This is a genomic window from Maridesulfovibrio sp. (genome assembly GCF_963676065.1).
Lineage (GTDB): Bacteria > Desulfobacterota > Desulfovibrionia > Desulfovibrionales > Desulfovibrionaceae > Maridesulfovibrio.
The window spans coordinates 1,799,886-1,811,785 of sequence record NZ_OY780933.1; the positions used below are offsets into that span (position 1 = coordinate 1,799,886).

Here is an 11,900-nt window from a genome sequence, read left to right on the forward strand (position 1 = left end):
TAATTATTCGTGTTACGCAGTCTTGTCTTTTGGCGAAAAAAAGCATACGCAGGCGCTTGATCTGACACTAGCCACGGTGTATAAATTAATGCTCGTAAGGCTTAGGGCCCGCAGGATTAATAATATAAGGCTACAGCAGTTTAAGAATTTCTTGTACAGGAGTGCTTTCTTTGAAGGATTACGTTTCCGGTGAGCGGGAATTGATAGAAGTTAAGACCGCAGGAAGGGTCTGGAAGATTGAGCGTACAGCTGATCTTGAAACCCTTTGGGATGAAATAGGCGAAGACGACTTCGGCGATGATGAGCGTTTGCCTTACTGGGCTGAGCTTTGGCCGGCGAGTGTCCTGCTCGGAGAATGGCTTTATCGCAACGCGGATTTAATCAAAGGGCGCAACTGTCTTGATCTCGGCTGCGGTCTTGGGCTTACAGCTGTGATAGGGCAATCCCTGGGCGGAAAGGTTGTCGCTTTTGATTATGAATTGCCGCCGCTTTATTTTGCCCGGGATAACGCTTTATCCAACAGGACATCCCAGCCTCTCTGGTTGCAGATGGACTGGCGGGAACCTTCCCTTGCCGAGAATTCTTTCGATTTTATCTGGGGCGGGGATATCCTTTACGAGAAAAGATTTTTTGATCCGCTGGAAAAGCTTTTTCGGCGGGTGCTTAAACCCGGCGGCATTATCTGGATGGCTGAGCCGGTTCGTGATGTGTCAGTTCCGGTCTGGAAGAAACTTGAAAATCTCGGCTGGAAGACAGCGCTGCCCCTGACTGAGAAGGCAGCCTGTTGCAATGCGGAAATGACAGTTAATATCCGGGAAGTTATGCCCGGTAAATCCATGTGATTTTACGGAGGTTTGAAATGGGTAAGACTATACGTTTCGGGGTTTCTCTTGATTCCGATCTGCTTGAAAAATTTGATCAGCTTTGTGATGAGAAAAGTTACCAGACCCGTTCTGAGGCTATCCGTGACCTGATCCGCAATATGCTGGTCGAGAAAGAATGGGACGAGACTGAAGGACAAATGGCCGGAACTCTTTCACTTGTCTACGATCATCATCATAGCGGTCTTTCACAGCGCCTTACCGAACTGCAGCATGATAGTCATGACCTGATCATGTCTACCCTGCATGTTCATCTTGATCATGATAATTGCCTTGAAGTTATGGTTCTCAAAGGGGATGGCAAGCAGATCAAAGAGCTGGCCCATCGCCTGATCTCCACCAAGGGTGTAAAGCACGGCAAGCTTGGCCTGACTACTACCGGAGAAGAGTTGGTCTAGATGGAAGACGTACAGAACAGTCCCGCTCAAGTTGCCATGTCCATCGACCGGGTAGGTGTGCGGGATTTAACACTACCTCTGGTTGTCCGTGACCGGGAGTCAGGCAGCCAGAGCACCATGGCTAAAGTTGCCTTGTCGGTTGATCTGCCCGCTCATTTCAAGGGCACGCATATGAGTCGCTTTGTGGAAGCGCTTGAAGATTGGTCTGAGGAGCTGGATTATCAGAGCTTCTACAATCTGTTAAGCGACATACTGCGCCGTCTTGAAGCACAGCGCGCGCATGCCGAACTCAGCTTTCCATACTGCCTGCAAAAAATATCCCCCGCCAGCGGGCGTAAAGGGATCATGAGTTATGAATGCACGGTGGAAGGCGAGATGGTCGGTGATAATCTGGAATTCACCCTCGGGGTCAAAGTCCCGGTTATGACGGTCTGTCCCTGCTCCAAGGCTATCAGTGACGAAGGTGCTCACAGCCAGCGGGCGGTGGTGCATATTAAGACTAAATCAAAGGGTTTTGTCTGGATTGAGGATCTGGTGGAAATTGCAGAAAAGTCCGGATCATGCGAAGTCTTCTCTTTGCTTAAGCGCGAGGACGAAAAATACGTGACTGAAAAAAGTTTTTCCAATCCCACATTTGTTGAAGACGTGGTCCGAAATGCCGCTATTGGTCTGGAAAATCATCCAAAAATTTTATGGTACAAAGTGGATGTGGAAAGTTTTGAATCAATTCACAATCATTGTGCCTTCGCAAGTATTGCCAAACCGGAATAAGTACTTACTTTATAGGTAAGGGGACAGGGGGGAAAATTCCCCATCTGGACTCGCCGTCAGCCGCAGTTGCTTACCGCATGGATAGAGCAATTGCGGCGAATCTTTGCACATTAAAAAAGCTCCCGTCGTTTTTCGGCGGGAGCTTTTTATTTTCAGATCAGGTCTATTCTGATTCCACTTCAAAAGGCCAGCCGCCCTGACCGTTGGTGAGTATGAACAGGCGGTAAGGAGCGATTCCTTTTTTAGCCAGATACTGTACAGCTCTTTCAGCTCCACCTTTTCCGCGTGGGCAGATAACTACGATGGGCTGTGCTGTGTCTTTGAGTTTGGAAAATGCCGCATTCAGTTTGTCGGTTTCAGCTGTGCTTTTTACCGGGTAGGCGTTGGTCTCAATAGCTCCCTTAATATGGTGAGCCTTGAATTCGTCTGCCACCTGAATATCAACAATCGCAACATCGGCATTGGTTGCAACTGCGTTGTGTAAAGACGCAGGGCTCATATAGTTATATGTTTCTTTCATTGCGAAAGCGTTACCCGCAAGGCACATGAAAAGTGCAGTTATCCCGATGAGCCTGATAATTTTTTTACTGAAGTTCATTTTTTTCTCCTGATTGTGTTTTGTCTCAATCCTTAAGCGCAGGCAGGAGGGTTCGTCGAATATTTAAAAGTGATGGATCGGCTGAAAAGGCATGAAGTTTTTCTATACTGTTTTAGGAGGTCAAATCTTGTATTCAGCAAAAAGACGGCGCAATTTTTCCACCCGCTTACGGTTGACCCCGAAATCTGAATATCCCAGCCGTGCTGCGGAACGGATATCTATTCTACCCTCCGCTTCGTCGTAAACACATTCCAGATCATCAACAAAACGGAACCATTTACTCCTGAATTCTGCATGCAGGTATGGCCCGTTTACGGTGATAAGATTCCCTCCCATTTTTTTGATGCAGGCTTTCAGATTAGCCATAATCTGCACAGTCGGCCCGTCGGCTTTGAATGGCTGGACCATATGCTTTTCGTCTGATGCCTGTGAAGATACGCAGTTTGGACTATCCGGGCAGGAGGAGAGGTTGCCTCCGTTTATTCCCAGATTTTTGGGGGGAGAAGAAAAGTGGGCTGTGGTGAATAACCCGGCAATACTTACGATAATCAACAGGAAGATTAGTTTGTAAATCATGGTTTGGACACTAATGCATTATTAACTCCGAGAGCAAGGAAAATCGGTGCATTTTGAAACATGGATTATGAACACTTTGTGGAAAAAAATGTTCAAAATAAAGAAAAGAGCTGGTTGGCGGGTGCGTAGCAGATAAAATGGACCTATGAAAAAATTAAAGGGGGTTTGTACGTATGCAGAAGGAGCCTTCCTTGAGCAGGTCGGCTATGGAAATTTCGTCAAGTGCTGCATACATGGCCTTGCTGGCTTTTATCCATACTTCGCGGGTGGGGCAGTTCTCAATTCGCAGGCATAGCTCATCGTTGTCGAGGCATTCCACGAGTCCTGCTTCCCCTTCAAGGCTTCGAACAACATCACCTATGCTTATGTCTTCCGGAGGCATGGCCAGAGTATGACCTCCACCGGGGCCGCGTTTGCTGGAAATAAAACCGGCTTTTTTCAGTTCGCGGATAAGTTTTTCAAGGTATTTGGTTGAAAGTCCCTGACGGCTGGCAATGTCACTGATTCGAACCGGTCCATTTGTGCAATGCATGGCTATATCCAGCATCATTCTGGTTCCATATCTGCTTCGTGTTGTCAGTCTCATGAAATTTCCTTTTTGGTTTAGCTGATTGTTTAGAAAAGTAATTGCATCGGGTCAAGGGCAATGAATCCGATGTTTCGGAATATCTGCTTCGATGTCTGTAACACACTGTTAAAATGTACTTTTTTTATGAATTATGAAAATTAATAAATTCTTGTGCTTTTGATAGTTTGTAGTTAAAAGCGTATATTGGCATGTCTGCGCGGAATGTACAAAGCAGACAAAAAAGACCAATCTGGAGATTATTATGAGCCCGAAAGAAAACGGGAAGAAAGAGTTTGATGTAATTATTGTCGGAGGCGGTCCTGCGGGACTTTTCGCAGCCTACTATCTTGGCGAGAATACCGATCTTGATGTTCTGGTCATTGAAAAGGGAAAAGCGTCCCTCAAAAGACATTGTCCCATTACCGGGGATCAGGAATGCATTAAATGCAAACCCTGCAACATCCTCTCCGGTGTGGGCGGAGCGGGGCTTTTCTCCGACGGCAAGCTCAACTATATCCATAAATTAGGTAAGACAGACCTTACCCAGTTTATGCCGGTTTCCGAGGCCAAGGCCCTCATCAATGAAACCGAAGAAATTTTCAACCGTTTCAATATGGACGGTCAGGTTTATCCTACCAATATGGAGGAAGCCAAAAACATCCGTAAGGATGCCCTGAAACACGGCATCGACCTGTTGCTGATTAAGCAGAAGCATCTCGGCAGTGATAATCTGCCCGGTCACATCGCCGCCATGGCAGACTATTGCATGGAGAAGGGAGTCACCTTCCATACCGGCGAACATGTGGAAGACATTCTTATCGAGAATGGCGAACTGGCCGGCGTAGTCACTAAAAAATGCGAATACAGAGCCAAAAACGTTATCCTCGCTCCGGGCCGTGTCGGTTCTGAATGGATGGGAAATCTTGCCAAGAAGCACGATCTCGCCATTACCCAGCGTGGTATCGAAGTCGGCGTGCGTGTAGAAGTTCACGGAGACATCATGCGTGATCTCTGCTCCGTGATTTATGATCCCACCTTTTTTATCCGCACCAACACCTATGACGATCAGGTGCGTACCTTCTGCACCAATCAGGGTGGATTCGTGGCTCTTGAAAATTATCAGGATTTCGTCTGTGTGAACGGCCACGCATACATGGATAAGAAATCAGAGAACACCAACTTCGCATTCCTTTCCAAGGTTGTGCTTGAAGAACCGGTTACCGATAATCAGGCTTACGGTGAATCCATAGGCAAGCTGGCTACCATAATCGGTGGCGGTAAGCCCATTCTTCAGCGTTTCGGTGATCTCAAACGTGGACGCCGCTCCACATGGAATCGTGTTCGCAACAGCTTTGTAGAGCCGACCATGAAGAACGTAACCTGCGGCGATATCGCCATGGCATTGCCTGAACGTATTGTGCGTAACTTAGTCGAAGGTCTGGAAAAATTAAATGACGTAGTGCCCGGTGTTGCCAATGAGGAAACCCTGCTCTACGCACCGGAAATCAAGTTTTTCTCTACTCAGGTGGAAACCAGCAATCAGCTCGAAACAGCGCTGGAAGGACTTTTTGTGGCCGGTGACGGTCCCGGAGTAGCCGGTAATATTGTTTCCGCGTCTGCTACCGGAATTCTTCCTGCTAAAGAAATTGCCAAGCGGGCTAAGAAATAAATTGCGTTTATTCATATAATGTTCGTCATGGCGGTTGTAATAGGGTTTTAGGCCCAAGCAGCTCCGCCGCAAGATGAATATGTGTATCATGAAGGGAGCTCCCGGCTGTTGTCGGCGGCTCCCTTTTTTTGGACGATATGTTTTCCTTAAGTTGTGATGACATTACGACTGGAAATATGGTAACAGCCTGCATTGTTGCTGCTGTTCTTCCGATTGTAGTGTCTTTAATTTTAAGAAGGTGAGCATGTCCGTAAGTCCCACTTCCAATCCCAGGCATTCTGCCTCAATTATATTTGTTCTTCTTATTTCCGCAGCCGCAGCCCTCGGTGGATTCCTTTTCGGTTTTGATACCGCTGTAATTAATGGCGCGGTCATCGCGCTTGGAGATTATTTCAAGGTAGGGCCGGTGCTGGTGGGAATGTCCGTTTCTCTTGCGCTGATCGGTTCTGCCTTCGGGGCTTTGCTTTCCGGTCCTGTCTCGGACCGTTACGGACGCATTAGGCCGATGCTGCTTGCGGCTTTTTTATTCACTATCAGCGGCGTTGGTTCCGGGCTTCCGGTCACTGTCTGGGATTTTATCTTCTGGCGTTTCTTAGGTGGAGTGGGGATCGGGCTCGCCAGCGCGATAACCCCGGCCTACATCGCCGAGATTTCCCCTGCTAATCTGCGCGGAAGTTTCGGATCATTGCAGCAGCTGGCCATTGTGGTAGGGATTTTCGTAGCCATGCTCAGTAATTACCTGCTGGTCGATCTTGCCGGGGGAACGGCGGATAATGTGCTCTGGTTCGGTTTTGAAACATGGCGTTGGATGTTCTGGGCTGAGGTTCCGCCTGCATTGCTGTATGGCTTTGCTGCGATGATGATTCCTGAGTCGCCGCGTTACCTGATCGGGACAGAGTGCGAGTCAGAGGCCGAGCATGTCCTAGGACGGGTTCTCGGCGAAAACGTGCGGGGAAAGATTGAAGAGATTAAACTTACGCTTCAGACAGAGGGCAAGGCTTCATTTTCAGCGATCAGAGGTAGGTATGGATTAAAGCCGATTGTCTGGATCGGGTTGGGGCTTTCGATTCTGCAGCAGTTTGTAGGAATTAATGTTATTTTTTATTATGGCTCAATGTTGTGGCGCAGTGTCGGGTTTTCCGAAGAAAATTCATTATGGATTACGGTGATTACAGGGGTTGTGAACATCGTGACCACGTTGGTGGCAATCGCCCTGATCGATAGGGTCGGTCGTAAGCCGTTGCTGTTGGCCGGGTCAGCAGGGATGGTGATTACCCTCATAATTCTGGCCTATCTGTTCGGTCAGGCCCCGATCAATGCCGCCGGGCATCCTTCTTTGAGTGGAACAGCCGCAACTGCCGCACTTTATTCAGCTAATATATATGTGTTTTGTTTCGGTTTTTCATGGGGGCCGATAGTCTGGGTACTGCTGGGGGAAATGTTCAATAACCGTATTCGTGCTTCTGCCCTTGCGCTGGGAGCCGGTGCGCAGTGGGTAGCTAACTTTATTGTTTCCGCTTCATTTCCTTCCCTCGTGCAATGGTCCGGGCTGGGATTCACCTATTCAATTTACGCTTTCTTCGCAGCGATATCCTTTTTCTTCGTCATGGTTCTGGTCCGGGAGACAAGGGGGCGCGAGCTGGAGGATATGGAATAATTTTATGGCTGAGTCCAAATTCTGGATAGCAGGTTGTTTTTTAATCGATTTTTGCAAGAAAAAATCACTTGTATATTGACTTTGTGTCATTTCATTGACAGTGAATATGTAGGGTTACCCATTTTTTAAGGTGGAGTAGTCCGTACAAGTCGGAACAGAAAAGAATACAGTTCCCCGACTAGAATAATTCTGGAGGCCGAATGGCTCTAAATTTAAGTGGAATCATTGGAAACAGTCCTGCGCTTAAGGAGGTCTTTGCGATCCTCGCAAAGGTGGCGCCGACTGACAGTACCGTGCTGGTCACCGGGGAGTCCGGCACTGGTAAGGAATTGGTTGTGCGTGCTCTGCACCACAATAGCAAACGCAAAGAAAAACCTTTTGTTCCGGTAAACTGCGGGGCAATTCCCAAGGAATTACTGGAATCGGAACTTTTCGGGCATGAGAAAGGAGCCTTCACCCATGCGGTGCGCTCCCGGCCCGGGCGGTTTGAACTGGCTGACGGCGGAACCATTTTTCTTGACGAAATAGGCGAAATGGATTTGAGCCTTCAGGTCAAGATTCTGAGGGTTTTGCAGGAAAAGGAGATTGAGCGGGTAGGTGGAACCTCCATTAAGAAAGTGGATGTACGCATTGTGGCCGCTACTAACCGTGACCTTGAGACCGAGGTTGCTGCCGGAAGATTTCGGGAGGACCTTTTTTACCGCCTGAATGTGATTCCCATGCATCTTCCTCCCTTACGCGAACGAGGCGGGGATGTTCTACTGCTGGCGAAGCATTTTCTCGGACGTTTTTGCGAAGATAAGGATATGGAGCAGCTTAAGGTTCATCCCGACGCTGCGGATATGCTTGTTTCTTACACATGGCCCGGCAATGTCCGCGAGCTTGAAAACTTCATGGAACGAATGTGTATTCTCTGCGATGAGAATGAGATTGTTCCTGATGACCTGCCGGAAAAAATCTGGAAAGACGTGGGCAAGGAGCCGAAGAAAAAGGTTGCCGAGCTTATGCAGCCGGTCGGTTTTAACTGGCCTACCCTGACTGATATGGAAGAGCAGGGTGCTTCGGGGCTTAAGGATTTTCTTGAAAAAATTGAGGATCGTCTCATGATCGAGGCCCTTGAGAAAGCCGCAGGTGTGAAAAATAAAGCCGCAGAGCTCCTCGGAGTTAAGCGGACTACGTTAATTGAGAAAATTAAGAAGAGGAATCTTGAAGTATAATTTTTTTAAAAAAGTGTGGATTTTGCGAGGGGTAGGCAGGAATATTGCATAAATAGTTGATTGTGACGCTCAGCCGATTTACCGGAGTCTTCCGGACCCTTATTCTGGCAACCTTGTTATGGTTTGCCTGCCCCCATCCAGGTTATGCTTTGGAGTATTTTATTGACACCAAGGCAGACATGGATTCCATTCGTCTTGTCTTTGACCAGAAGAACCTTTCCGGTCAGGTTACCCGAACCGGGCGACAGCAGGTTACTGTTTCCTTCCCCAAAAATTCACTTAAGGGTGAAAAAGCTCCAACCCCGGCCCCCTTATCCTCGCTACGTATTGTCCGTTCTTTAAAAATGGGCCCCAGTTCCATCACCATCGGAACCCGCACCAGCGGATTCGGTTTTATCCGTATGCCGGCGGGTAACGGACAGCTGCAGATTCAATTTTTCCGTGATCCCATCGGGTCCAAATGGCGGTCCCCGAAAGAAAAAGCAAAGCGTGAAGCCGCACGCAAAAAAACGGCCCAAAGAAAAGCTGCTGCTCGTAAAAGAGCTGCCTCTAAAAAACAGGCCGAGCAAAAAGCCAAGGTAGAAGCCGCCCGCAAGGCCGCCGCTGAAAAAGCGAAGCAGGAAGCAGCGCAGCCTCCGGTGATTGACGAGGTCGATCTGCCGCAAGATGAAGAGTCTTCACAGTTGAAGGAGGATCTTGATCAGGCACAGGAAATTGAAAATCCGGTGCAGCAGGTTCCACCTCAACCTACAAAACGTCCTTTTTATTCAGTTCCTTATACTTACCGTGCCCCGGTAGCCGATGTGGGGCCGGGACAGGCCCGCCCTGTTGATACTTCCGTGCCGCCCGCTCGGGCCGGTGGGAGCGCCCTCCGTGTTCCTGTCGGTGAAAGTTCCGCTGGAAATAAGGCAGGAGGAAGAGTCGGTGGAACAGTAGGGGGAACTGCCGGAGGAACAGTAGAAGGAAGTTCCGGTGGACAGGTCGGTGGTCAGGCCGGCGGAGTCATTGAAAAGCCGGCTACAGGGAGTACCGCAGTAGGTGTGGTCGCACCTCCTCCCGTCGACGAAGGTACTGAAGAAGTTTTCGATGAAACAGGCGCGAAATCTTCCGGTACAGACGAAATTGCATATGATAAAGAATTTCCCGAAGGTGAAGCCGCGTCCGGCACAGTTTCTCCGCCGCAGCAATCAGGCGGCAGCGCATCAGGCAGTGTCTCAGGCAGAATTGCTCCCCCGCCCGCTACAGAGAGTCAGGCTTCCGGCAGTGCCGTCGGTCAGGTTACTCCGCCTGATTCCGGTGCATCCGGTCAGGTAGCTCCTCCGCCGCAGGATGAAAATTCTTTTGAAGCCACGGCTTACCCCTCTCTTGAAGAGAAGGGAACTGAACCCGCAGGCGGTGATGATGAATTTAGTGCTGATTCAGGTACTGATTCAGGTGCTGATGTCCGGGATGAGGCTGTAGTCGGTGAGCAGGCTCAGTCTGAGACCGACGCTTATCCTGTTGAAGACATGGAAGAGATTGGCAATGCTGATGCAGCCGCAGGAGAAGAAGGGGCCGAAGGCAAAAAGGAAATGAGCCCCGAAGAGCGCATAAAAATTGCCAAGGGCGTTCTGCTCGCAGCTGAAGGATCTTTGGACGAGGGTGAGATAGAAGCCGCCATTTCCGGTTTTACCGAGGTGGCAGTGATGAAAGGTCTGCCGCAGGATCTTCGTTTAAGAGCCTTGTATGGCAAGGCCGAATCTCTTACTGAACTGCATCGAGAAGCATTGGCCGACAATTTCGGTGAAGTTTCCAGCGCATGGATGGAGGCGATGAATGCTGACACCAAGTCTCCGAATGTGCCCATGGCCCTGCTTAATCTGGGATTGTTAAACCTTAAGGTTGGCAACATGCCGGAGGCCAAGGCTTACTTTAATCTGTTGAAATCTCAATATCCCAACGATCCTAATATCCCTTACATCAGCTACTACTGGGGTGAATATTACCTCGGCATGAAGGAATACGAGAAGGCCGCGGACCAGTTCCAGCATCTGGTGCAGATGTATCCGGACAGTAAGGTGGTTCGTGATGCCGCGCTCGGCCTTGCCAGAGCTCTGGATGCCCTCGGTTACGATGAGCAGGCCTATCAGATTATTGATTATATTGATAAACGCTGGCCCCGCTTCTACATAGAGGATCTGGGATTTCTGCTCATGTCGGCCAATACCCAGAACAGAATGGGCAAGCTTGATGACGCGCGGGATAATTACTGGGCCTATTACAATCTTTCCCCGGAAGCACCGGAAGCCGATATTGTGCTTGCTCGAATTGGAGATATTTATCTCAAGACCGGTGACAAACCCGCTGCCAAAGAAATCTACGAAAAAGCAGCCAAGGACTTTCCCAATAAGGAAGGCGGCCTTGTTGCCATGATGCGTCTTGCCGAGGAAGGAATTTATGATGATCCCAACATGAACCAGATGGATAAGGTCTTTGACCGTCCTTATAATCTGCGTCCCCAGAAAATATATAAACATATTATTGAAAAATTCCCCGACAGTAAGTTGGCTCCGCTGGCTCAGCTCAAACTTGGAATGTGGTATTACTGGAACAAGAAGTACGGGGATTGCCTCGGCGCGGTTCAGGATTTTCTGGATAAGTATCCGCGTAGCGCATTGCGTGACCGGGCCGGCGAACTGGGAACAAGGGTTTTTGATAAAGCCGTGCCGGAACTGGTTAAGGATGAGAACTATGGCAGGGTCGTCAGTTACTGGAATAAATACGCCAAGAAAAATAATGACGGTAACGACGTAAATGACGAAACCCGTCTCGGGGTGGCACTCAGCTTCTGGAAAAAGGGACAGCCACAGAAAGCTCTGGAATTGATTGACCGTTATATACAGGGCGATGAAATTCCCAAGTATTCGGCCATGGCTCTCGATATGGCCCTTGGAATTTATGTGGACGAGCAGGCCTGGAGTCAGGTCACAGATCTGGTCGATCGAGCCAAGAATGGATGGAAACTTGATCCCAAGCAGAAAGTTCATATAGAATACGCACAGGCTATGGCCTATGAGAATCTCGGCGATACCGAGCGCAGTACTCCTCTCTGGGCGGGATTGGCATCTAATCTGCTCCTGCCTGAGTCTTCGCGTGCTTATGCCATGTATTATATGGCCAAGTCGTCCATGAAGAAGAAGGACCTGAAAAGGGTCTTTATTTACGCTCAGGAAGCTTTATCCATGCTTCTTGAGACCGGTGGCGACAGGGAAAAGATCAAGGATTGTATCCTGATGACGATTTTTGCAGCGGAAAGTTCCGGTCGCTATCGTGAAGCTCTCAAGTGGGCCGCGGAGTATGATAAATATATTCCCCTGAGCGATCCGGAATGGGCATCCTCCCGGTTTAGGCTGGCCCAGCTTTATGAAAAGGCCGGAGCCACGTCCGAATGGAAGAAGCTGATGGAAGAAGTCGCCAAGAAAAAACCGGGCGATCTTTACGGACGTCTGGCAACATCCGCGCTGGAAACCCATAAAATTGAGAAGGAAGCGTCTAAGTTTCAACCGGATCCGGCATTTCAATAATT

At 49.0% G+C, this 11,900-nt stretch carries 10 protein-coding genes; 7 read left to right on the forward strand and 3 right to left on the reverse strand.

Annotation, left to right across the window (positions count from 1 at the left end; genetic code table 11):
- Nucleotides 1-161 precede the first annotated feature (161 nt).
- The 3 genes from ACKU35_RS08060 to folE2 are packed head-to-tail and all read left to right on the forward strand — an operon-like array spanning nt 162 to nt 2,050.
- The gene (locus tag ACKU35_RS08060) at nt 162-842 is read left to right on the forward strand and encodes a class I SAM-dependent methyltransferase (RefSeq protein WP_319764822.1); all 681 of its coding nucleotides are present in this window, start codon (nt 162-164) and stop codon (nt 840-842) included.
- A gap of 17 nt (nt 843-859) precedes the next feature.
- Nucleotides 860-1,279, forward strand: a complete 420-nt coding sequence (gene nikR, locus ACKU35_RS08065; RefSeq protein ID WP_163349724.1) for a nickel-responsive transcriptional regulator NikR — start codon at nt 860-862, stop codon at nt 1,277-1,279.
- On the forward strand, nt 1,280-2,050 hold the full coding sequence (gene folE2, locus ACKU35_RS08070; RefSeq protein WP_319764826.1) for a GTP cyclohydrolase FolE2: 771 nt from the start codon (nt 1,280-1,282) through the stop codon (nt 2,048-2,050).
- Nucleotides 2,051-2,213: 163 nt separating this feature from the next.
- Here folE2 and ACKU35_RS08075 read toward each other — a convergent pair whose 3' ends face one another.
- The 3 genes from ACKU35_RS08075 to ACKU35_RS08085 all read right to left on the reverse strand — a co-directional run bounded on the left by ACKU35_RS08075 (nt 2,214) and on the right by ACKU35_RS08085 (nt 3,810).
- A complete protein-coding gene (locus tag ACKU35_RS08075; RefSeq protein ID WP_319764828.1) occupies nt 2,214-2,648 on the reverse strand; it encodes a rhodanese-like domain-containing protein in 435 nt (144 codons plus the stop codon).
- Nucleotides 2,649-2,768: 120 nt separating this feature from the next.
- Nucleotides 2,769-3,224: a DUF1499 domain-containing protein gene (locus tag ACKU35_RS08080; RefSeq protein WP_319764829.1), complete on the reverse strand. Its 456-nt coding sequence runs from the start codon at nt 3,222-3,224 to the stop codon at nt 2,769-2,771.
- Between the two features lie 154 nt (nt 3,225-3,378).
- Nucleotides 3,379-3,810, reverse strand: a complete 432-nt coding sequence (locus ACKU35_RS08085) for an Rrf2 family transcriptional regulator (RefSeq protein ID WP_319764831.1) — start codon at nt 3,808-3,810, stop codon at nt 3,379-3,381.
- A gap of 244 nt (nt 3,811-4,054) precedes the next feature.
- Here ACKU35_RS08085 and ACKU35_RS08090 point away from each other — a divergent pair, with 244 nt between their 5' ends.
- The 4 genes from ACKU35_RS08090 (at nt 4,055) to ACKU35_RS08105 (ending at nt 11,898) form a co-directional block, all read left to right on the forward strand.
- Nucleotides 4,055-5,461, forward strand: a complete 1,407-nt coding sequence (locus tag ACKU35_RS08090) for an FAD-dependent protein (RefSeq protein WP_319764834.1) — start codon at nt 4,055-4,057, stop codon at nt 5,459-5,461.
- A 244-nt stretch (nt 5,462-5,705) separates the two neighbouring features.
- Entirely contained in the window at nt 5,706-7,118 is a 1,413-nt protein-coding gene (locus ACKU35_RS08095; protein ID WP_319764836.1) for a sugar porter family MFS transporter, read from the forward strand.
- Between the two features lie 200 nt (nt 7,119-7,318).
- On the forward strand, nt 7,319-8,335 hold the full coding sequence (locus ACKU35_RS08100) for a sigma-54 dependent transcriptional regulator (RefSeq protein WP_319764838.1): 1,017 nt from the start codon (nt 7,319-7,321) through the stop codon (nt 8,333-8,335).
- A 149-nt stretch (nt 8,336-8,484) separates the two neighbouring features.
- Nucleotides 8,485-11,898 (forward strand): tetratricopeptide repeat protein, encoded by a 3,414-nt coding sequence (locus ACKU35_RS08105; RefSeq protein WP_319764840.1) that lies wholly within the window; start codon nt 8,485-8,487, stop codon nt 11,896-11,898.
- Nucleotides 11,899-11,900: the final 2 nt, after the last annotated feature.